The organism is Pseudomonas sp. (assembly GCF_049645325.1).
Classification (GTDB): domain Bacteria; phylum Pseudomonadota; class Gammaproteobacteria; order Pseudomonadales; family Pseudomonadaceae; genus Aquipseudomonas.
The window spans coordinates 1-22,562 of record NZ_JBARTQ010000033.1 but is presented as its reverse complement, the minus strand read 5'-3'; the positions used below and the strand labels follow the sequence as shown (position 1 = coordinate 22,562).

The window sequence follows — 22,562 nt, the reverse complement described above, 5'->3', positions numbered from 1 at the left end:
ATCGAAAGGAATACCGGAGATGGCCAGAGCAGCCGAGGTACCGATCATCGCAGCGATGTCCGGATCGGTTTTCTTGCTGGTGGAAACGACGGTGCAGACAACCTGCACTTCGTTCATGAAGCCTTCTGGGAACAGCGGACGGATCGGACGGTCGATCAGTCGGGAAGTCAGGGTTTCTTTCTCGGAAGGACGGCCTTCGCGCTTGAAGAAACCACCAGGGATTTTACCGGCAGCGTAGGTCTTTTCCTGATAGTGAACAGAAAGAGGGAAGAAGCCTTTGCTTGGGTCAGCGGTCTTGGCGCCTACAACGGTCACCAATACGGTGACGTCGTCGTCAACGGTGACCAGCACTGCGCCGGAGGCTTGACGGGCGATACGGCCTGTCTCGAGGGTAACGGTCGACTGACCGAACTGGAATTTTTTGATAACCGGGTTCACGGTGTCCTACCTTCTTTGTGGCTCTTGGGGAACTTGTCTTCTTGCGAAATTCTTGGGCAATGTCGGGAATCGGCCCGAGCCTGGTCCAGGGTAAAACGTGTATCCAGATAAAACTTGAGGCTGGGAGCCTGCCATGGGCCAGCGGGAAACCCACTGACACACGACAGCCAACCAACCTCTAGCGCAATCGCTTATTAGCGACGCAGACCCAGGCGACCGATCAGAGCCTGATAACGACCCAGATCCTTGCCTTTCAGGTAGTCCAGCAGCTTACGGCGCTGGTTTACCATGCGGATCAGACCACGACGGGAGTGGTGATCTTTACCGTTGGCCTTGAAGTGACCTTGCAGCTTGTTGATGTTGTGGGTCAGTAGTGCAACTTGCACTTCTGGCGAACCAGTGTCACCAACAGCTTGCTGATAGTCAGCAACGATTTGTGCTTTTTCTTGAACGTCGAGAGCCATGAGGCAATCCTTTTTTCAGGAAACCACCCAAAGGGCAGTTTCAACAGGCCAGGGACAAATCCCTGTATCTAAAAATGAGTGTTGACCGTGCCTGTTAACAGCCACACTCGTTCGGTCATTCTGACCGAATCAGTCGACGCGGCGCGATGCGCCCGTCTTCGCTCACTTCACCGATACCGATAAAGCGACCGTTGTGATCTTGTACCCGCACCATGCCGAATTTCGGCGCATCCGGTGCGCGTACGGGTTGGCCGTTAAGCCAGTAGAACGCGCTGTGCTCCGAAAAGTGCAGCAATGGCCAATCTAGCAAACCGCTGTCCGAAGGCATCAGGAAGCGATCAACCGCTTCATTGCCACCCTCGGCGTGTACCGCTTCCAACTCTTCCAGCGTGACCGTCTGGGCCAGGGTGAAAGGTCCGGCTTGAGTACGTCGCAACTCTGCAACGTATGCACCACAGCCCAGTTGCTCACCGATATCTTCCACGAGGGTACGAATATAGGTGCCTTTGCTGCAGTCCACCGACAACCGTGCGGTGTCGCCTTCACTGGCGAGCAATTCAAGCCGCGCAATAGTAACAGAACGCGGTTCACGCTCCACTACTTCGCCCGCTCGTGCCAGCTTGTAAAGAGGCTGGCCATCACGCTTGAGCGCCGAGTACATCGGCGGTATCTGACTGATTTTCCCGCGAAAAGCGGGTAAAACGGCTTCGATATCAGCACGACCAACGGTCACGTCGCGCACCTGCAGAACATCACCTTCGGCGTCGGCCGTGGTGGTGGTCTTGCCCAGTTGCATCAGGGTTTCGTAACCCTTGTCGGAATCGAGCAGGTATTGCGAGAACTTGGTGGCCTCGCCAAAGCACAACGGCAGCACGCCGGTGGCCAAGGGATCGAGGCTGCCGGTATGCCCTGCCTTCTCGGCATTGAGCAGCCAGCGGACCTTCTGCAACGCGGCATTGGAGGTAAAGCCAATGGGTTTGTCGAGCAGAATGATGCCGCTGACATTGCGACGGATACGTTTGACCTGAGCCACCGCTTACTCCTTGGCGTCTTCAGGTGTGGACGGATGCTGGCTGTCTTCAGCCACGGCGCGCTCGATCAGTGCCGACAGGTGCGCACCCCGTACGACGCTTTCGTCGTAGTGGAAGTGCAACTGGGGAACACTGCGCAATTTCATTTCACGGGCCAACTGCATCCGCAGGAAACCTGCAGCAGCGTTGAGCACTTTGATGCTTTGCGCGATTTCTTCGGCGTTGTCCTGCCCCATCACGGTGATGAAGATCTTGGCGTGACCCACGTCACGGCTCACTTCAACGGCGGTGATGGTGACCAGGCCAACACGGGGGTCTTTGACTTCGCGACGGATCAGTTGGGCCAGCTCACGCTGCATCTGATCGCCGATACGCTGGGTACGGCTGTATTCTTTTGCCATGTCTTGTTACCTGTTACTGCCACACGGTGAAACCCGTGGGGTCTGAAAGCGGCAAACGCCCGGCCTGACAAAAGCCAGACCGGGCGTTGCGTTTAGAGTCCGTACGCTGCGCGGGGCATCTGCATGCCCACACGCCGCGTGGCTCCGGAAGTGCGCGAGTTAGAGGCTGCGAGCAACCTGGACCTTCTCGTAGACTTCGATCTTGTCACCCGCCTTGACGTCGTTGTAGCTCTTGACGCCGATACCGCATTCCATGCCGGCACGTACTTCGGAAGCGTCATCCTTGAAGCGGCGCAGGGATTCCAGCTCGCCTTCGAAGATAACGATGTCTTCACGCAGTACGCGGATTGGACGGTTACGGTGCACAACACCTTCGATAACCATGCAACCGGCGATCGCGCCGAATTTCGGCGAGCGGAACACGTCACGCACCTCGGCCACACCCAGGATGTTCTCCCGAACGTCGCTGCCAAGCATGCCGGTAAGGGCTTTCTTGACGTCTTCGATGATGTCGTAGATGACGTTGTAGTAACGCATGTCCAGGCCTTCCTGCTCGACGATCTTGCGAGCGCCAGCATCGGCACGCACGTTGAAGCCGAACAGTACAGCGTTGGAAGCCAGTGCCAGGTTGGCGTCGGACTCGGTGATACCACCGACACCGCCACCGACAACGCGCACTTGCACTTCGTCGTTACCCAGGCCGTTCAAGGCGCCGTTCAACGCTTCGAGGGAACCACGGACGTCAGATTTGAGGACGATGTTAAGCGTCTTCTTCTCTGCCTGACCCATGTTTTCGAAGATGTTTTCAAGCTTGCCTGCGTGAGCACGGGCCAGTTTGACTTCGCGGAACTTGCCTTGACGGAACAGAGCCACTTCACGGGCTTTCTTCTCGTCCGACAGCACGCTCATCTCGTCGCCAGCGTCCGGGGTACCGTCCAGGCCGAGGATCTCGACAGGGATGGAAGGACCGGCTTCCTTGATTGGCTTGCCGTTCTCGTCGAGCATGGCACGTACACGGCCATAGTTCGAACCAACCAGGACCATGTCGCCTTGGCGCAGGGTACCGTCTTGAACCAGAACGGTTGCAACCGGGCCACGACCTTTGTCGAGACGCGATTCAACCACAACACCACGACCTGGGGCCGATGGGGTTGCTTTCAGCTCGAGGACTTCGGCTTGCAGCAGAACAGCTTCAAGCAGTTCGTCTACGCCGGTACCGACTTTCGCCGAAACCGAAACAAACGGCGTATCACCGCCCCACTCTTCGGACGTCACGCCGTGAACCGACAGTTCGCTACGGATGCGATCAAGATCGGCGCCCGGCTTGTCGATTTTGTTCACGGCAACAACCAGTGGAACACCAGCGGCCTTGGCATGCTGGACAGCTTCAATGGTCTGCGGCATCACGCCGTCGTCCGCTGCTACTACCAGGATAACGATGTCAGTCGCCTTGGCACCACGGGCACGCATTGCGGTAAACGCGGCGTGACCTGGGGTGTCGAGGAAAGTGACCATGCCGCGTTCGGTTTCAACGTGGTATGCACCGATGTGCTGGGTGATACCACCGGCTTCGCCAGCAGCTACCTTGGCACGACGGATATAGTCGAGCAGCGACGTCTTACCATGGTCAACGTGGCCCATTACGGTCACGACTGGCGCACGAGAGAACGTCTCACCTTCAAACTTCAGGGACTCGGCCAGGGAATCTTCCAGGGCGGTGTCGCTGACCAGGGTCACTTTGTGGCCCAGTTCTTCGGCTACCAGCTGAGCAGTTTCCTGATCAAGCACCTGGTTGATGGTCGCTGGAGTACCCAGTTTGAACATGAACTTGATGATTTCAGCAGCCTTGACCGACATCTGGTTGGCGAGATCGCCAACAGTGATGGTCTCGCCGATCTGCACATCACGCACGACAGGGCCGGTTGGGCTCTGGAAACCGTGGGCGTTGCGTTTTTTCAGCTTGGCCTTGCCGCGACCACCACGACGGAAGCCGTCGCTTTCTTCGTCGGTAGTACGTGGAGCAACGCGTGGAGCAGGCGCTTTCTCTTTGACCGAAGCACGATGCGGAGCGTTTTTACGCTCGCCATCGCCGCCGCCGCCACTGCGACGATTGTTATCGTCGGCACGTGGTTTGTCGGGACGACGAGGTTCGTCACGCTTGCGGGCATCAGCTGCAGGAGCAGGTGCAGCGGCAACCGGAGCGGCCTCACGCACAGCTTCAACAGGTGCGGCAACCGCGTCATTGGCTGTAGATTGCGCTGCAGCAGGCTGGCTACGCGCGTCTTCTTCGGCGCGACGTTTGCTTTCTTCTTCAGCCTTCTGACGAGCAGCATTTTCTACTGCGCGACGTTCATCCAGTTCGCGTTTGCGCTCGGCTTCGATTTCTTCCGGGCTGCGCTGTACGAAGACTTTCTTCTTGCGTACTTCAACGCTGATGCTCTTGCTACCCGCAACACGCAGGGTGCTGGTGGTTTTGCGCTGCAATGTAATCTTGCGCGGTTCTTCCACTTTCGCCTTGTGGCTGCTCTTCAAGTGAGTCAGCAAAGACTGCTTCTCACTATCGCTCACACCTTCATCGGCGGCGGTGTGCGGCAGACCTGCCTCACGCATCTGCTGCAACAGGCGCTCTACCGGTGTTTTGACCTCATCGGCCAGTTGTTTCACCGTGACTTGCGTCATGCACTTCTCTCCTCAGGCCGCGCCTAGTTACTCGAACCAATGGGCTCGGGCGGCCATGATCAACTTGCCGGCACGATCATCGTCAATGCCGTCGATGTCGAGCAGATCGTCAATAGACTGCTCGGCCAGGTCTTCGCGGGTAATTACGCCGCGCACCGCCAGTTCCATCGCCAAATCCTTGTCCATACCCTCAAGCGAGAGCAGGTCTTCGGCCGGATGGGCGTCTGCCAGCTTTTCCTCAGTAGCGATGGCTTTAGTCAACAAACGATCCTTGGCCCGAGCGCGAAGCTCGTTGACGGTATCCTCGTCAAAGCCGTCGATGTTGAGCATTTCTTCCAACGGTACGTAGGCAATCTCTTCCAGGCTGGTGAAGCCTTCATCTACCAGCACCTGTGCCAGGTCTTCGTCGACTTCCAACTCGTCGATGAAGTTGCGCAGGATGTCACCGGTTTCAGCTTGCTGCTTAGCCTGGATGTCCGATTCGGTCATCACGTTCAGGGTCCAGCCGGTCAGTTGGCTGGCCAGACGCACGTTCTGACCACCACGACCAATGGCCTGAGCCAGATTGTCTGCGCCAACGGCGATGTCCATTGCATGGGCATCTTCGTCAACGATAATTGCCGCCACTTCAGCCGGCGACATGGCGTTGATCACGAACTGCGCCGGGTTATCGTCCCACAGCACGATGTCCACACGCTCACCGCCCAATTCGCCCGACACTGCCTGGACGCGCGAACCGCGCATACCAATGCAAGCGCCTTGCGGGTCGATGCGTTTGTCCTTGGAGCGGACCGCGATCTTGGCGCGCGAACCCGGGTCGCGGGACGCAGCCATGACTTCGATCAGGCCTTCAGCGATTTCCGGCACTTCGATACGGAACAGCTCGATCAGCATTTCCGGCGCGGTACGCGACAGGATCAACTGAGGGCCGCGGTTCTCGGTGCGGATTTCCTTGAGCAGCGCACGCAGACGCACGCCAACACGGAAGGTTTCGCGGGAGATGATGTCTTCGCGGGCCAGCAACGCTTCAGCGTTGTTGCCCAGGTCGACGATCACGTTGTCGCGGGTGACTTTTTTCACGGTACCGGAGATGATTTCCCCCAAGCGCTCGCGATAGGCGTCAACGACTTGAGCGCGTTCGGCTTCGCGAACTTTCTGCACGATGACTTGCTTGGCAGTCTGTGCAGCGATACGGCCGAACTCGATCGACTCGATCTTTTCTTCGACGACATCGCCAACGTTGGCGCCAGGGTGCGTTTCCGCAACCTTGCTCGGCCAGGTTTCGATGGCCGGATCATCAAGATCGGCTTCTTCGACGACCGTCCAGCGACGGAAAGTCTCATAGGCACCGGTGTGGCGGTTGATTTCCACACGCAGATCAACTTCGTCTTCAAAACGCTTTTTGGTAGCAGTGGCCAGGGCCAGCTCCAGCGCTTCAAAAATCACGTTTGCCGGTACGCCCTTTTCATTGGATACCGACTCAACAACCAGCAGTACTTCTTTGCTCATCGTACGCCTCGCCTTTCGCAAGCCATTGGATCCGCGGGATCCGCGTCTCAGTCAAAACTGGGAATAATGTTGGCCTTGTCGATCATATCGATCGGCAACAGGAACTCATGGTCTTCTACCTGCACCACGACATCCTGCTCTTCTACACCGCGCAGAAGGCCCTGAAAGTTGCGTCGCCCTTCGAACGGGGAGCGCAGCTTGATCTTCACTTGTTCACCGGCAAATTTTGCAAACTGATCAATAGTGAACAGTGGGCGTTCCATGCCTGGCGAGGAAACTTCGAGGGTGTATTCAACGGAGATTGGATCTTCAACATCCAGCACACCGCTGATCTGACGGCTGACAATGGCACAATCGTCCACCAGCACACCGCCCTCTTTATCGATATAAACGCGCAACATTGAGTGGCGACCTTGAGCCGAAAACTCAATACCCCAGCATTCATAGCCTAGGGCCACGACCACCGGGGCCAGCAAGGCCTGCAACTCTTCTAGCTTGCTCGACACCTGAACCCCCTCGTGCATGTATGTGCATGCTGTGCAAAATAAAAAAATGGGCGAAACGCCCATCCTTGAAACGCCGTCGAACAGCGGCGTTGAAAGTGTCCAGCTAACAAAAAGCCCCTTAAAAGGGGCTCCGTAAAACTGGTTGCGGGGGCCGGATTTGAACCGACGACCTTCGGGTTATGAGCCCGACGAGCTACCAGACTGCTCCACCCCGCGACAAAGCTGGGGCGGAAGTATACGACCGATCCCTTACAGGGTCAATGTAACCTTCCACCTACAAGAAAGCCCGCAACAGCGGGCTCTCCTGATAATTGGTACCGAGAAGGGGACTCGAACCCCTACACCCTATGGGCACAACCACCTCAAGGTTGCGTGTCTACCAATTCCACCACCTCGGCAATACAGCGCTTACAACCCTTCTTACTTCTGCTCTTGAGCTGGAGGTACGTCAGTCGCTGGAGTAGCCGACTTTTGCTCTTGAAGCACCGGGACATCATCAGAAGCCGGTTTTGCTTTTGGCACTTCCAACACTGCTGGGTTTGGCAAACCTACTTGAGTCAGCACATGAGCTTTCTCTTTAGCAAAGTAACCTAACCCTAAGCTGGTTATGAAGAAACCGGCGGCAAGTATAGCAGTAAACTTACTAAGAAAGGTAGAGGAACCTTGGCTTCCGAACACAGTATTTGAAGCACCTGCACCGAAAGACGCACCAGCATCCGCACCTTTACCCTGTTGCAACAAAACCAGGGCAACTACGCCCAGGGCAGCCAACAGATGAAAAACGACTACGACTGTTTCCAGCATTTTTTCAGTTTCCCGCGGCGCGACAGATCGCACCGAACTCATCTGCATTCAGGGAAGCTCCACCAATGAGCCCCCCATCGATATCCGGCATGCCGAACAGTTCGACCGCATTGGCCGCCTTCACGCTGCCGCCGTATAGAAGCCGCACACCTTGTGCGATTTCAGAATTCTCTGCCGCCAACTGCGCGCGGATGGCTGCGTGCACATCCTGCGCCTGTTGCGGTGTAGCAGTCAGCCCGGTACCAATGGCCCAGACCGGCTCGTAAGCAATTACTGCCTTTGCAAACGCACCAACACCCAGCTCCTCGATGATGCTGCCCAGCTGACGCGAGACAACTTCAAGAGTCTTGCCCGATTCGCGCTGCTCAAGGGTCTCCCCTATGCACAACACCGGAATCAAGCCACAAGCCTGTGCTGCTGCGAACTTGCGGTTGAGTGTCCCATCACGCTCGCCCATCATCTGACGGCGCTCGGAGTGCCCGACGAGCACATAGGAACAACCTGCATCAACCAGCTGACTCGGCGAAATCTCACCAGTCAACGCACCTTGCATCGGTTCCACCGCAGAATTCTGCGCGCCGACCTGGATCGACTTACCTTTCAAGCCATCAACCACTTGGTTGATATGCAGGCAAGGCGGAAAAACCGCAACATCGACACCGCTAGGCAAGGCCAAGTGACGAAGGCCATTGATCAGCTCAGCGACACTGGCGCGGGTACCGTGCATCTTCCAGTTACCAGCTACCATAGTGCGACGCATGCTGTACCTCGTCGGTCAAAGTGGGCGCAGATGTTACCCAACCACACCATCACTGGCAAGCCGAATTCAGGCGCAAATTTCAGTTACCAGTTTTGCCAGGTCTTCGGCATGGCCGCGAACCTGCGTTTCGTCTTCGCCTTCGACCATCACACGCACCAAAGGCTCTGTGCCCGACTTGCGCAGCAATACCCGCCCACGCCCAGCCATAGCCAGGGTCACGCGCTCGCAAGCCTCTTTCACAGAAGGGTGCTCGATTGGATTTTCACCACCGGAAAAACGCACATTGAGCAGAACTTGCGGGCACTTGCGCAGCGCTTGGCGCGCCTGAGCCAGACTCTCTTCGCGACGACGCAAGGACAGAAGCACCTGCAACGCAGCAATAATTGCATCGCCGGTGGTGGTGTGCTGGAAGCAGACGATGTGCCCGGAGTTCTCACCCCCCACCTGCCAATTTCGCTCCAGCAGTTCGGCGATCACATAGCGGTCACCCACGTTGGCGCGCACGAAGGGAATATCCAAATCTGCCAACGCCAATTCAAGCCCGAGATTACTCATCAGCGTACCGACGACACCACCTTGGAGCTTGTTACGCTCATGCAGGTCGCGAGCAATGATGAACAAAAGGTCGTCACCGTCGACCACAGCGCCCGTGTGATCCACCATCAGGACGCGATCGCCATCACCATCGAAGGCGATACCGAGGTCGGCGTGCTCTGCCAGCACGGCCGCCTGCAACTGCTCCATATGGGTGGAGCCACAGTTGTCGTTGATGTTAAGCCCGTTTGGCTGGGCCGAAAGCACGGTCACGTCCGCGCCCAACTCCTTGAACACACTCGGCGCCACCTTGTAGGTAGCACCGTGCGCGCAATCGATCACCAACTTCAGCCCGGCAAAATTGGTGCTGGTAGGCACGCTGCTTTTGCAAAACTCAATGTAGCGACCGGACGCATCGTTGATACGCGACACCTTACCCAGCTTGCTTGACTCGACCACCGTCATCGGCGCGTCCAGCAGTTCTTCGATCATCAATTCGATTTCGTCCGGCAGCTTGGTGCCCTGGCCCGAGAAAAACTTGATGCCGTTGTCGTCATGGGGATTGTGCGAGGCACTGATCACAATACCGGCTTCAGCGTGGAAGGTACGCGTCAGGTAAGCGATCGCCGGTGTCGGCATGGGGCCGAGCAACATTACATCAGCACCTGCGGCGGACAAGCCGGCCTCCAGTGCGGACTCAAACATGTATCCCGAAATACGGGTGTCTTTGCCTACCAGGATGCGACACGCGCCCATGCTGCGGAACGCCATGCCTGCCGCCCAACCCAGCTTGAGCATGAAATCAGGAGTAATCGGGAATTCGCCGACCCGACCACGGATACCGTCGGTGCCAAAGTATTTTTTAGTCATAAGTGCTCCATCATTCTTATTCGGCTGATTCTACAGCTGTAATCATGCGCACCACATCGACCGTCTCGGCGACATCATGCACACGCAAAATACGCGCGCCCTTGGTCACGGCAAGCACCGCAAGCGCTAAACCGCCATAGAGACGCTCACCCACCGGGCGATTCAAAGCCAGCCCTATCATGCTCTTGCGCGAAACCCCAACCAACAGGGGCCGACCAAGGGCATGCAAGGATTCCATATGCTTGAACAGGCTTAAATTATGCTGCAGGGTCTTGGCGAAGCCAAACCCAGGGTCAAGGATGATCTTTTCGGCAGCAATGCCCACCTTGGCGCATTCAGTGATCCGCCCAGCCAGGAAACCACTCACTTCGCCAACAAGATCGTCGTAGTGCGGGCTGTCCTGCATGTTGCCGGGCTCTCCCAGCATATGCATCAGGCATACCGGCAAACCGGTTGCCGCTGCGGCATCCAGGGCGCCGTCACGCTGAAGGGAGCGCACATCATTGATCAAGCCCGCGCCGAGACGCGCTGTCTCGCGCATGACGGCAGGGGTCGACGTGTCGACGGAGATGATTACATCCAGTTCGCGAGCTATCAGCTCGACTATCGGCGCAACGCGCTCCAGCTCCTCCAGAGGAGAGACAACACGAGCGCCGGGGCGGGTCGACTCACCACCGACATCAATCAAGGTCGCGCCCGCCAATACCATCGCCTCGGCATGACGCAGCGCCGCATCCAGCCGGCTGAAGCGGCCACCGTCAGAAAAGGAATCGGGGGTAACGTTAAGAATGCCCATGACATGCGTATGGGACAAATCAAGAACCCGGTTGCCGCAAGGCAACCGGGTGGAGGACAACACAGAAGTCATTTCAAACCTTAGATGTCAGCTGCCGGGCCGCCAATTGGGGTTTCAGGGCGCTCGTTCTGAACGACAGGCGGAGTGCCCGAGGTTCCTGAACCACCTTCCCAATCGCGAGGCTCACGGGGTGCGCGACCCGCCATGATGTCGTCGATCTGATCGGCATCAATGGTTTCGTACTTCATCAGCGCGTCAGCCATCGCGTCCAGCTTGTCGCGGTTGTCGGTCAGGATCTGCTTGGCCGTGCCGTAGCACTGGTCAATGATGCTGCGCACTTCGGAGTCGATCAGCTTGGCTGTCTCACCCGAGAAGCTCGCGGCTTGACCGCCACCGCCACGCCCCAGGAACACTTCGCCTTCTTCCTCGGCATACATCAAAGGACCGAGTTTTTCCGACAAGCCCCACTTGGTCACCATATTTCGCGCAATCTGGCTGGCACGCATGATGTCGTTGGAGGCACCGGTGGTCACACCGTCAAAGCCTAAAGTCATCTCTTCGGCAATCCGACCGCCGTACAGCGAGCAGATCTGGCTGATCAGCGCACGCTTGGAGAGGCTGTAACGATCCTCTTCCGGCAGGAACATAGTCACACCCAGCGCCCGACCACGAGGAATGATCGACACCTTGTAGACCGGATCATGCTCAGGCACGACGCGACCCACAATGGCGTGACCGGCTTCGTGATAAGCGGTGTTCTGCTTCTCTTTCTCGGACATGACCATGGATTTGCGCTCAGCGCCCATCATGATCTTGTCTTTCGCCAGTTCGAACTCTTTCATCTCAACGATGCGCTTGCCGGTACGGGCTGCAAACAGCGAAGCCTCGTTCACCAGGTTGGCCAGGTCAGCACCGGAGAAGCCTGGGGTACCACGAGCGATTACGGCCGGAGCCACGTCGTCACCCATTGGTACTTTGCGCATGTGCACTTTCAAGATCTGTTCGCGACCGCGGATGTCCGGCAAGCCAACTACAACCTGGCGGTCGAAACGGCCCGGACGCAGCAAAGCAGGGTCCAGCACGTCCGGACGGTTGGTGGCGGCAATGACGATGATGCCGTCATTCATTTCAAAACCGTCCATCTCTACCAGCAACTGGTTGAGCGTTTGTTCGCGCTCATCATGACCACCACCCATGCCGGCGCCACGATGGCGGCCAACGGCGTCGATTTCATCGATGAAGATGATGCACGGCGCGTGTTTCTTGGCCTGTTCGAACATATCGCGAACACGGCTGGCACCGACGCCGACGAACATTTCGACAAAGTCGGAACCGGAAATGGTGAAGAACGGCACCTTGGCTTCGCCGGCAATCGCCTTGGCCAGCAAGGTTTTACCGGTACCTGGAGGGCCAACCATCAGCACGCCACGAGGGATACGGCCGCCCAGGCGCTGGAACTTGCCCGGATCACGCAGAAACTCGACCAGCTCACCCACTTCTTCCTTGGCTTCGTCGCAACCTGCGACGTCAGCCAGGGTAGTTTTCACCTGGTCTTCGGAGAGCAGGCGTGCCTTGCTCTTGCCGAAGCTCATCGGCCCGCCCTTGCCTCCCGCGCCGCCCTGCATCTGGCGCATGAAGAACATGAACACGGCAATGATCACCAGGATCGGGAAGCTCGCTACCAAAAGCTGAGTCCAGATGCTCTGCTGCTCAGGCTGCTTGCCCTCGACAACCACGTGATTATCGACCAGGTCGCCGATCAGACCATTGTCCTGAATGGCCGGACGAATGGTCTTGAAGCTGTCGCCATCGTTGCGTTTGCCGGTAATCACGTAGCCATCAACCGCTACGCGCTCGACCTTGCCATCCTTAACTTGCTGGATGAAGTCGGAATAGTTGAGGGTCTGCGGCTCGTTAGGGCTGGAGAAGTTGTTCATCACCGTCACCAGGACAGCCGCGATGATCAACCACAGGATCAGATTCTTTGCCATATCGTTCAATTAACTACCCTCTGAAGCAAGCTCCGCTACTGGCGCGTGCTTCGCATGATATTCACCGGCCTAACTTACTACATTACCTACAACTCTGGCAGGCGCCGTCTGTAACCCTTTGTGAAACTTTGACTACACAATATTCGTAAAGCTTCGTGACGAAAGCGATATAAAAAAACCTATCGCCCTCCTCGAAATCCTCAAAAACGCTCTTCACTCTCCGCGCCTTCCACTCCGCGGAAGCCGCGGCACAGCAGGTATTGCTCGCGTGATCGGTCACGTGAAGAGTCGGGCTTGCGCGTCTGTACCTTGTCGAACAACTTGCGAATGTTCTTGTGGTACTCGTCAAACCCTTCGCCCTGGAAGACTTTCACCAGGAAATCACCACCAGGACGTAATACCCGACCCGCCAGATCCAGCGCCAGCTCACAGAGGAACATGGCACGCGGCATATCGACGGCCGGTAATCCACTCATATTGGGGGCCATGTCGGAAATCACAAGGTCTACCTGAGAATTTCCCACGGCCTCGAGGATCTCTGCGAGCACGGTGTCCTGGGTGAAATCCCCGTGAACAAAGGTCACATCGGGGATGCTGTCCATCTCCAGGATGTCGGAAGCGATCAAGCGACCTTGCCCACCAATCAGACGACTGGTCACCTGGGACCAGCCACCCGGGGCCGCGCCAAGGTCAATAACGCTCATGCCTGGACGAATCAGCTTGTCCTTGTCCTGGATCTCCAGCAGCTTGTAGCTGGCCCGCGAACGGTACCCGTCCTTCTGCGCCTTTTTGACGTAAGGATCGTTGAAATGCTCTTGCAGCCACTTAAGGCTAGTTTTGGAACGGGCCACGGGCCACCTCGAAAATAAAACGGGTCGTGATTAACTGGGCGGTCCCGGACTCGCTCGGGTAAACTGGCCGCCGCTTTTTACAAGATCAGACGCAGGGGTCAGATTATGCCGCTCACTCAAGAGCAGAAGAAACAGTACAAATCCATTGGCCACCATCTGAAACCAGTTCTGATTGTGGCAGACAACGGTTTGACTGAAGGTGTGTTAGCCGAATTTGAACGCGCACTGAACGATCACGAACTGATCAAGATCAAGGTCAACATCCTCGACCGTGAGGCGCGCCTGGCTGCCATTGCAGAACTGTGCAAGGTAGGCAAAGCGGACCTGGTTCAGGTCATCGGCAAGATGGCGCTGCTGTATCGCAAGAACTTCAGCGTCAACAAGCAACTGTCGAACGTTCACCGCTTCAAATGATAGCTTTCAAATGATTGCAAGGGTCACGGGCGTGCTTCGCGCGCCCTGCCACTCCATCCGGGCGCTGGCTGTATCACCAGCACCAAGCCGGAGAACCCTAGCACAAGATAGCTGAATAGCTGCCAGCGCAACGCTTCCGGCAGCCACACATGCACCACGCAAAACATTGCGCATGCATACAGCGCCATCAACAGCAGTTGGCCGCGAATATCCCGCCACAAACTCCCCACGCCTTCGGCCTTGATCAGCACCAGCACCTGGAGCGTTACGCACGCCGCCGCAAAACCCACCAGCAACGCGCTCAGTAATCCATCGAGCTCATCGATCAGCAACGGCGCCAGGCCAATAAGACCCAGCGCCGGTAACACACCGATGTGCAACAACCACAGGCCGCCGACCCAAAGCATCTGGGAGAGCTGCCATAGCATGGCGCCCGCACGAAGCGGGCGCCGCCTTTCAGATGTGACGAACTTCAACAATCTCGTACTCGATCACGCCACTCGGCGTCTTCACGGCCACTACATCACCCTCTTCCTTGGCAATCAGGGCACGGGCAAGCGGTGAACCGACAGAGATCTTGCCGAGTTTGAAGTCAGCTTCGTCTTCGCCCACGATGTGGTAAACAACGCGCTCGTCAGTCTCGACGTTGGCGATTTCCACGGTGGTACCGAAAATCACTTTGCCGGTCTTCGGAATGGTCGTGACGTCGATGATCACCGCATTCTGCATACGACCTTCGATATCGCGGATCCGCGCCTCGACCATGCCCTGCTGTTCGCGAGCAGCGTGGTATTCGGCGTTTTCCTTCAAGTCACCCAGCTCGCGGGCCGTACCGATGTCCTGGCTCAGCTTTGGACGGACGACCTTGGTCAGATGGGCGTGTTCCTCTTCCAGGGCTTTGGCGCCCTGGACAGTCATTGGGTATTTGGTCATGCCTTCAATCCTGCGTGTAGATCCTGCAAGCGACGCACGGTCTTTTCCGGACCGAACTTGAGCGCTTCACAGATGGCTTCGCCAGCAGCAATGGTAGTGGTGCAGTAAATCTTGTGCTGCAAGGCGTTTCGACGGATGGAGTAAGAGTCCGCGATCGACTGGCGACCTTCGGTGGTGTTGATGATCAGGGTGACTTCGTCATTCTTGATCATATCGACCACGTGCGGACGGCCTTCCGTCACCTTGTTCACGCGACGCACTTTCAGGCCGGCAGCTTCGATCAGCTTGGCGGTCCCGGCGGTGGCCACGACTTCGAAGCCCAAGTTGATCAGATCACGGGCCACGCCTGCAACTAGCGGCTTGTCATCGTCACGCACACTGATAAACGCGGTACCGCCGGTCGGCAGCACTTCGCTGGCACCCATCTGGGCTTTGGCAAAGGCTTCACCGAAGGTATCGCCCACGCCCATCACTTCACCGGTGGACTTCATCTCTGGGCCCAGGATCGGGTCCACGCCAGGGAATTTGGCGAAGGGGAACACCGCCTCTTTCACGCTGTAGAAGTTCGGAATGATTTCCTTGGTGAAGCCGATTTCCTTCAGGGTCTTACCGGCCATCACGCGGGCAGCGATCATGGCCAGGGAGACACCGATGCACTTGGAAACAAATGGCACGGTACGCGAAGCGCGTGGGTTGACTTCGATGACGTAGATGTCTTCGCCTTGCAGCGCCAACTGTACGTTCATCAGGCCGACAACGCCCAGTTCCAGGGCCATTTTCTTGACCTGTTCGCGCATCTCGTCCTGGATGTGTGCAGGCAGCGAATACGGCGGCAGCGAGCAGGCGGAGTCACCGGAGTGAACGCCCGCTTGTTCGATGTGCTGCATGATTGCGCCGATCACTACATCGGTACCGTCGCAGACAGCGTCAACATCCATTTCGATAGCGCAGTTGAGGAAGTGGTCGAGCAGCACCGGGCTGTCGTTGGACACTTTCACCGCGTCACGCAGGTAGCGCTTGAGCTCGTCTTCTTCGTAGACGATTTCCATCGCCCGACCGCCGAGTACGTAGGACGGACGCACCACCAGCGGGTAGCCGATCTTGCTGGCTGCGCGGATAGCTTCGTCTTCGCTGCGCACAGTGGCGTTCGGCGGCTGACGCAGGTTCAGGCGTTCAACCATTTGCTGGAAGCGCTCACGGTCTTCAGCGCGGTCGATAGCATCAGGGCTGGTGCCGATGATCGGCACGCCAGCGGCCTCGAGTGCGCGAGCCAGTTTCAACGGGGTTTGGCCGCCGTACTGGACGATCACGCCTTTTGGCTTCTCGACGCGGCAGATTTCCAGCACGTCTTCCAGGGTTACCGGCTCGAAGTACAGACGGTCGGAAGTGTCGTAATCAGTGGAAACAGTTTCCGGGTTGCAGTTGACCATGATGGTCTCGTACCCGTCTTCGCGCAGGGCGAGGGCGGCGTGTACGCAGCAGTAGTCGAACTCGATGCCCTGGCCGATACGGTTCGGACCGCCGCCCAGGATAATGATCTTGTCGCGGTTCGACGGCGCGGCTTCGCACTCTTCCTCGTAGGTGGAGTACATATACGCGGTGTCGGTTGCGAACTCGGCGGCGCAGGTGTCAACGCGCTTGTAGACCGGGAAGATATCCAGCTTGTGGCGGTGCGTGCGCAGGTTCTTCTCGGTGACACCCAGCAGCTTGGCCAGGCGCATGTCGGAGAAGCCTTTACGCTTGAGGCGGAACATCAGGTCGCGGTCGATAGAGGACAGGCCGAGGGTCTTGACCTTCTCTTCTTCCTTGATCAGGTCTTCGATCTGCACCAGGAACCACGGGTCGATCATGTTCATGCCGAAAATGTCTTCGACGGTCATGCCGGCGCGGAAAGCATCGGCCACGTACCAGATGCGCTCGGCGCCCGGCACGGTCAGCTCGCGCTTGAGCACGCTCATGCTTTCCGGGTTGCTCAGGTCGAGCTTCTCGTCCAGACCGCAAACGCCCACTTCCAGACCACGCAGGGCTTTCTGCAGGGATTCCTGGAAGGTCCGGCCGATGGCCATGACTTCACCGACCGACTTCATCTGAGTGGTCAGGCGAGCGTCGGCTTTCGGGAACTTCTCGAAAGCAAAACGTGGCAGCTTGGTCACGACGTAGTCGATCGACGGTTCGAAGGACGCCGGCATTGCGCCGCCAGTGATTTCGTTCTGCAGCTCGTCAAGGGTGTAACCGATCGCCAGCTTGGCGGCGATGCGCGCAATCGGGAAGCCGGTCGCTTTCGATGCCAGCGCCGAAGAACGCGATACACGCGGGTTCATCTCGATCACGACCATACGGCCGGTGTCCGGGCAAATACCGAACTGAACGTTGGAACCGCCGGTTTCAACGCCGATCTCACGCAGTACCGCCAACGAGGCGTTACGCATGATCTGGTATTCCTTGTCCGTCAGGGTCTGTGCTGGCGCAACAGTGATCGAGTCACCGGTGTGCACGCCCATTGGGTCAAAGTTTTCGATGGAGCAGACGATGATGCAGTTGTCCTTCTTATCGCGGACAACCTCCATCTCATATTCTTTCCAGCCGATCAGGGATTCGTCGATCAGCAGCTCTTTGGTCGGCGACAGGTCCAGGCCGCGAGCGCAGATTTCTTCGAACTCTTCACGGTTGTAAGCGATACCGCCACCGGTGCCACCCATGGTGAAGGACGGGCGAATGATGCACGGGAAGCCCAGCTTCTCGAGCACCACATTGGCCTCTTCCATGGTGTGGGCGATACCGGAACGCGGGCAGTCAAGGCCGATGGACTTCATGGCCTTGTCGAAACGCGAACGGTCTTCAGCCTTGTCGATGGTGTCGGCATTGGCGCCGATCATCTCTACGCCGAACTTTTCCAGGACGCCTTCGCGCTCCAGGTCCAGAGCGCAGTTCAGGGCGGTCTGGCCGCCCATGGTTGGCAGCAGCGCGTCCGGACGCTCTTTCTCGATGATCTTGGCAACGGTCTGCCACTTGATCGGCTCGATGTAGGTGGCGTCGGCCATGTCCGGGTCGGTCATGATGGTGGCTGGGTTGGAGTTCACCAGAATGACGCGGTAACCCTCCTCGCGCAGGGCTTTGCAGGCCTGGGCGCCGGAGTAGTCGAATTCGCAGGCCTGGCCGATCACGATCGGGCCAGCGCCGAGAATCAGGATGCTTTTTATGTCTGTACGTTTTGGCATGGGTTTGTCACTCAAATCCGCAGGTCAGTCGGCAAGCCGTCTTGAACAATCTTGAAGAGCCTGCGGGGGCCACTGAGGTTCGGGGCCGCCCGCAGGCCAGTCAGTCAGCGTCGCTTGGCCATCTCATTGATGAAACGGTCGAACAGCGGCGCTACGTCGTTCGGGCCCGGGCTGGCTTCAGGGTGGCCCTGGAAGCTGAACGCGCTCTTGTCGGTGCGCTCGATGCCTTGCAGGGAACCGTCGAACAGCGACTTGTGAATGGCGCGGACGTTAGCCGGCAAGGTCGCTTCATCCACCGCAAAACCGTGGTTCTGGCTGGTGATCATCACAACGCCGGAATCCAGGTCCTGCACCGGGTGGTTGGCACCGTGGTGGCCGTGGCCCATTTTCAGGGTCTTGGCGCCGGAGGCCAGGGCCAGCAACTGGTGGCCGAGGCAGATACCGAATACCGGGATCTCGGTGTCCAGCACTTCCTTGATGGCCTGGATAGCGTAGTCGCAAGGCTCAGGGTCACCCGGGCCATTGGACAGGAACACACCGTCCGGTTGCAGGGCGAGTACATCGCTTGCAGGCGTTTGCGCCGGCACCACGGTCACGCGGCAACCGCGCTCGACCAGCATGCGCAGGATGTTGTACTTGATGCCGTAGTCGTAGGCCACGACATGGTATTGCAGGTCGGCGGCTTCGATGGTTGCGTGGCTGTCGGTCTTCAAGTCCCAGACAGTGGAGCGCCACTCGTACTGCTCTTTGGTGCTGACAACCTTTGCCAGGTCCATGCCTTTCAGGCCAGGGAAGCCTTGCGCTGCGGCGATTGCCGCCTCTTCGGAAATATTGTCACCGGCCATGATGCAGCCGTTCTGCGAGCCTTTTTCACGCAGGATGCGTGTCAGGCGGCGCGTATCGATCCCGGCGATCGCCACAACATTGTTAGCTTTCAGGTAATCGGACAGCGACATCGTGTTACGCCAGTTGCTCGCAACCAGTGGCAGGTCACGAATCACCAGACCGGCCGACCAGACACGATCAGACTCGACGTCTTCCGGTGTAGTACCGGTGTTGCCGATGTGCGGATAGGTCAGGGTAACGATCTGTTGGGCGTAGGAAGGATCGGTAAGGATTTCCTGATAGCCGGTCATGGCAGTGTTAAACACTACCTCTCCAACGGTTTGACCGTCGGCTCCAATGGCTTCGCCGCGAAAAATGCTGCCATCAGCAAGGGCGAGTATGGCTGGCTTAGTCAAGAAGACCTCCCGTAAATAAAGCCTGAAAGGGCGATCGCAGGTGTAAAAAAGCGGAGTGACGTATGGACACGTCACTCCGCTTATTCACTGAATTATTCTGCGCGCTTTTAGTGAACACACTAAAGCTGTAGCTTACAGAAAAAGGCTTTTTTGGTCCACCGCTAATGAGCCTAAAAGGCAGGAGAATGCGACAGGACGTCGCCTAGCGGGTAAAAGCGGGGCCAAAGCATAAGCGTTAGCCCCCGTTTTAACGACTGATTAGTGCAGATCCAACACATCGCGCATGTCATACAGACCAGGCTCGCGACCTTCCAACCAAAGCGCGGCGCGCACCGCACCCTTGGCGAACGTCATGCGGCTGGATGCCTTATGGGTGATCTCCAGGCGCTCGCCCTCAGTGGCGAACAGCACCGTGTGATCACCGACCACATCACCACCGCGCACGGTCGCAAAGCCGATGGTGTCACGCGCCCGCTCGCCGGTATGCCCTTCGCGACCGTACACGGCCACTTTCGACAGGTCACGCCCCAGCGCATCGGCAATCGCCTCACCCATGCGCAATGCAGTGCCCGACGGCGCATCGATCTTGTGGCGATGATGGGTTTCGATAATCTCGATATCCGCCTCATCACCGAGCACGCGCGCTGCCAGGTCCAGCAGCTTGAGCGACAGGTTCACACCCACGCTGAAGTTGGCCGCGAAGACGACAGGAATATCCTTGCCCGCCTCCACCAGCAACTGTTTCTGCTCTGCACTCAAGCCCGTGGTACCGATCACCATAGCCTTGCCCGCCTTTCGGCAGAACGCCAGGTTTTTCAGCATCACGTCCGGCAGGGTGAAATCGATCAGCACGTCAAACTCGTCGGCCACCTGCTCCAGGTTGCCCGACAGCGACACACCGATGCGACCCAATGAGGCCAACTCACCGGCGTCCGCGCCGATCAACGTGCTGCCCGGGCGAACGATCGCCGCGGTCAGCCCAGAGGCAGGCGAACGCTGCTGCACCGCCTCGACCAACGTCTTGCCCATGCGCCCTGCAGCGCCCATAACGGCTATACGTCGCATACTCACTCCTTACAGGTCGCCGAAGAAGCGCTTCACGCCGTCGAAAAACCCAGCGGTTTTCGGCGAGTGGGAGTCATCACCTTCCAGCGAGCTGCGGAACTCTTCGAGCAGTTCGCGCTGACGGCGACCCAGGTTGACCGGTGTTTCCACCGCCACACGGCACATCAAGTCACCCGCCCCGCCACCGCGCACCGGCGCAACGCCTTTGCCACGGATACGGAACTGCTTGCCGGTCTGCGTGCCTTCCGGAATCTTGAGCTTGACCCGACCGTCCAGCGTCGGAATCTCCAGCTCGCCACCCAGTGCAGCATCAACAAAACTGATCGGCACTTCACAGAACAGGTGCTTGCCGTCGCGCTGGAAGATCGAGTGCTCGCGCACATTGATCACCACGTACAGGTCGCCGGTAGGCCCACCTTGAGTGCCCGCCTCGCCTTCGCCCGACAGGCGAATACGATCACCCGTGTCCACACCCGCAGGCACTTTCACCGACAGGGTCTTGTACTCTTCGACGCGGCCTTCGCCGTGACAGGAGTCGCACGGATCGGAAATGATCTTGCCTTGGCCATGGCAGCGCGGGCAGGTCTGCTGCACCGAGAAGAAGCCCTGCTGCATGCGCACCTGACCGATACCGCCACAGGTCGGGCACGTGATCGGCGAGGAGCCTTTCTTGGCGCCCGAGCCATCACACGGCTTGCAGTTGACCAGCGTCGGCACGCGGATATTGACGCTGGTGCCGCGCACGGCTTCTTCCAGGTTCAATTCCAGCGTGTAGCGCAGGTCGCTGCCACGCTGGGCGCCGCCACGCTGGCCGCCACGACCACCGCCGAAAAAGTCGCTGAATACGTCACCGAAAATGTCGGAGAAGTTCTGACCACCAAAACCGGCACCGCCGCCGCCCATGCTCGGGTCGACACCGGCATGGCCATACTGGTCGTAGGCCGCGCGCTTGTTGGGATCAGACAAACATTCGTAGGCCTCGTTGGCCTCCTTGAACATCTCTTCGGATTCTTTGCTATCCGGATTACGGTCCGGGTGGTGCTTCATCGCCAGGCGACGGTAGGCCTTTTTCAGGTCCGCTTCGCTGGAACTGCGCTCCACACCCAATACTTCGTAATAGTCACGCTTTGCCATAAGTCTTTGCACTCTTAAGGACGTTCGGCCAGACCCTCCTGAGCCTTGCCAAACTCGTTGAGCCCCAATACAGGCCCGGACCCAACTCACGTCAATTCAACGATCCTGGTCTTTACTGCTTTTAGCCAGGGACCCGGCCAAAAACGCGGTGACTGTCGCTCGGAAAGCAGGAGCATTCCCGATCACACCGCCAACATCCGAACGCTGTCGCATGTTGTAAAAATTCGCATACCCCAGACACGCCAACGCGGGAGCAAGCTCCCGCGCGGCGACATCCTACCAGTCACCGCTTGATAGCGGTCAACCGGGCGACCAACTTACTTCTGGTCTTTGACTTCTTCGAACTCGGCATCGACAACGTCGTCATGCTTGGCTTCAGGTTCTGCGTGTTGCGCAGCGCCTTCAGCAGGCTGGCCTTGCTCGGCGTACATTTTCTGTGCAACCGGCGCGGAGACTTTCGACAGCTCCTCAACCTTGGCGTCGATGGCAGCCTTGTCGTCGCCTTTGATGGCGGCTTCCAGGGCAACCACAGCCGCTTCGATCGCGGTTTTCTCTTCAGCAGTCACTTTGTCGCCCGCTTCGGAGACCATTTTGCGCGTCGAGTGAACCAGTGCGTCGCCTTGGTTACGGGCGCCGGCCAGCTCTGCAAACTTGGCATCCGCGTCAGCGTTGGCTTCAGCATCACGAATCATCTGTTGAATTTCTTCATCAGACAGACCGGAGTTGGCCTTGATGGTGATCTTCTGCTCTTTGCCAGTTGCCTTGTCTTTCGCGCCGACGTGCAGGATGCCGTTGGCGTCGATGTCGAAGGTCACTTCGATTTGTGGCACACCACGTGGTGCTGGTGGAATCTCAGCCAGGTCGAACTTGCCCAGGGACTTGTTCTGAGTCGCTTGCTTACGCTCACCTTGCAGCACGTGAAT

At 58.0% G+C, this 22,562-nt stretch carries 20 protein-coding genes, 2 tRNA genes and 1 pseudogene; 1 reads left to right on the top strand and 22 read right to left on the bottom strand.

What is annotated here, in order from left to right; all coding sequences use genetic code 11:
* From WBB95_RS01370 to rlmE, 15 genes and pseudogenes are all read right to left on the bottom strand, one after another.
* Positions 1-438 (bottom strand): annotated as a pseudogene (locus WBB95_RS01370) (polyribonucleotide nucleotidyltransferase); the annotation flags it as partial.
* A 194-nt stretch (positions 439-632) separates the two neighbouring features.
* On the bottom strand, positions 633-902 hold the full coding sequence (gene rpsO, locus WBB95_RS01365; protein ID WP_003176135.1) for a 30S ribosomal protein S15: 270 nt from the start codon (positions 900-902) through the stop codon (positions 633-635).
* Positions 903-1,017: 115 nt separating this feature from the next.
* Positions 1,018-1,935, bottom strand: coding sequence for a tRNA pseudouridine(55) synthase TruB (truB, locus tag WBB95_RS01360; protein ID WP_424485952.1), 918 nt, complete (start codon positions 1,933-1,935; stop codon positions 1,018-1,020).
* 3 nt (positions 1,936-1,938) lie between these two features.
* Positions 1,939-2,334 (bottom strand): 30S ribosome-binding factor RbfA, encoded by a 396-nt coding sequence (gene rbfA / locus WBB95_RS01355; protein WP_424485951.1) that lies wholly within the window; start codon positions 2,332-2,334, stop codon positions 1,939-1,941.
* Positions 2,335-2,493: 159 nt separating this feature from the next.
* Entirely contained in the window at positions 2,494-5,013 is a 2,520-nt protein-coding gene (gene infB, locus WBB95_RS01350) for a translation initiation factor IF-2 (RefSeq protein ID WP_424485950.1), read from the bottom strand.
* Positions 5,014-5,040: 27 nt separating this feature from the next.
* Positions 5,041-6,522: a transcription termination factor NusA gene (nusA, locus tag WBB95_RS01345; RefSeq protein ID WP_078739144.1), complete on the bottom strand. Its 1,482-nt coding sequence runs from the start codon at positions 6,520-6,522 to the stop codon at positions 5,041-5,043.
* Between the two features lie 47 nt (positions 6,523-6,569).
* Entirely contained in the window at positions 6,570-7,028 is a 459-nt protein-coding gene (rimP, locus tag WBB95_RS01340) for a ribosome maturation factor RimP (protein WP_003235029.1), read from the bottom strand.
* 139 nt (positions 7,029-7,167) lie between these two features.
* Positions 7,168-7,244: transfer RNA gene (locus tag WBB95_RS01335), tRNA-Met, on the bottom strand.
* Between the two features lie 96 nt (positions 7,245-7,340).
* A tRNA-Leu gene (locus WBB95_RS01330) sits at positions 7,341-7,426 on the bottom strand.
* 22 nt (positions 7,427-7,448) lie between these two features.
* The gene (secG, locus tag WBB95_RS01325) at positions 7,449-7,832 is read right to left on the bottom strand and encodes a preprotein translocase subunit SecG (protein WP_010206600.1); all 384 of its coding nucleotides are present in this window, start codon (positions 7,830-7,832) and stop codon (positions 7,449-7,451) included.
* 4 nt (positions 7,833-7,836) lie between these two features.
* Positions 7,837-8,592 carry a triose-phosphate isomerase gene (gene tpiA, locus WBB95_RS01320; RefSeq protein ID WP_083356722.1) on the bottom strand — a complete coding sequence of 252 codons (756 nt, stop codon included), beginning with the start codon at positions 8,590-8,592 and terminating at the stop codon, positions 7,837-7,839.
* Between the two features lie 66 nt (positions 8,593-8,658).
* Complete coding sequence (gene glmM, locus WBB95_RS01315; protein ID WP_424485949.1) at positions 8,659-9,996, bottom strand: phosphoglucosamine mutase; 1,338 nt, start codon at positions 9,994-9,996, stop codon at positions 8,659-8,661.
* A 16-nt stretch (positions 9,997-10,012) separates the two neighbouring features.
* On the bottom strand, positions 10,013-10,864 hold the full coding sequence (gene folP / locus WBB95_RS01310) for a dihydropteroate synthase (protein WP_424485948.1): 852 nt from the start codon (positions 10,862-10,864) through the stop codon (positions 10,013-10,015).
* Between the two features lie 8 nt (positions 10,865-10,872).
* Positions 10,873-12,783, bottom strand: coding sequence for an ATP-dependent zinc metalloprotease FtsH (gene ftsH, locus WBB95_RS01305; protein WP_424485947.1), 1,911 nt, complete (start codon positions 12,781-12,783; stop codon positions 10,873-10,875).
* A 200-nt stretch (positions 12,784-12,983) separates the two neighbouring features.
* A complete protein-coding gene (rlmE, locus tag WBB95_RS01300) occupies positions 12,984-13,634 on the bottom strand; it encodes a 23S rRNA (uridine(2552)-2'-O)-methyltransferase RlmE (RefSeq protein ID WP_017139255.1) in 651 nt (216 codons plus the stop codon).
* A gap of 105 nt (positions 13,635-13,739) precedes the next feature.
* Between rlmE and WBB95_RS01295 the strand changes: the two genes are divergently transcribed.
* Positions 13,740-14,048, top strand: coding sequence for a YhbY family RNA-binding protein (locus WBB95_RS01295; protein ID WP_010206607.1), 309 nt, complete (start codon positions 13,740-13,742; stop codon positions 14,046-14,048).
* 23 nt (positions 14,049-14,071) lie between these two features.
* On the opposite strand, the gene WBB95_RS01290 is transcribed toward WBB95_RS01295, so the two are convergent.
* From WBB95_RS01290 to WBB95_RS01260, 7 genes are all read right to left on the bottom strand, one after another.
* Positions 14,072-14,476: an MFS transporter gene (locus WBB95_RS01290; protein WP_424485946.1), complete on the bottom strand. Its 405-nt coding sequence runs from the start codon at positions 14,474-14,476 to the stop codon at positions 14,072-14,074.
* A 28-nt stretch (positions 14,477-14,504) separates the two neighbouring features.
* On the bottom strand, positions 14,505-14,981 hold the full coding sequence (gene greA / locus WBB95_RS01285; protein ID WP_424485945.1) for a transcription elongation factor GreA: 477 nt from the start codon (positions 14,979-14,981) through the stop codon (positions 14,505-14,507).
* Positions 14,978-18,199 carry a carbamoyl-phosphate synthase large subunit gene (gene carB / locus WBB95_RS01280; RefSeq protein WP_424485944.1) on the bottom strand — a complete coding sequence of 1,074 codons (3,222 nt, stop codon included), beginning with the start codon at positions 18,197-18,199 and terminating at the stop codon, positions 14,978-14,980. The genes greA and carB overlap by 4 nt, the downstream gene beginning before the upstream one ends.
* Before the next feature lie 104 nt (positions 18,200-18,303).
* Positions 18,304-19,440, bottom strand: a complete 1,137-nt coding sequence (carA, locus tag WBB95_RS01275; RefSeq protein ID WP_424485943.1) for a glutamine-hydrolyzing carbamoyl-phosphate synthase small subunit — start codon at positions 19,438-19,440, stop codon at positions 18,304-18,306.
* 258 nt (positions 19,441-19,698) lie between these two features.
* Complete coding sequence (gene dapB, locus WBB95_RS01270; RefSeq protein WP_424485942.1) at positions 19,699-20,505, bottom strand: 4-hydroxy-tetrahydrodipicolinate reductase; 807 nt, start codon at positions 20,503-20,505, stop codon at positions 19,699-19,701.
* Between the two features lie 9 nt (positions 20,506-20,514).
* Positions 20,515-21,639 (bottom strand): molecular chaperone DnaJ, encoded by a 1,125-nt coding sequence (gene dnaJ / locus WBB95_RS01265; RefSeq protein WP_424485941.1) that lies wholly within the window; start codon positions 21,637-21,639, stop codon positions 20,515-20,517.
* 317 nt (positions 21,640-21,956) lie between these two features.
* Positions 21,957-22,562 (bottom strand): Hsp70 family protein (locus WBB95_RS01260; protein WP_424485940.1); only part of this gene is annotated, 606 nt, incomplete at its 5' end.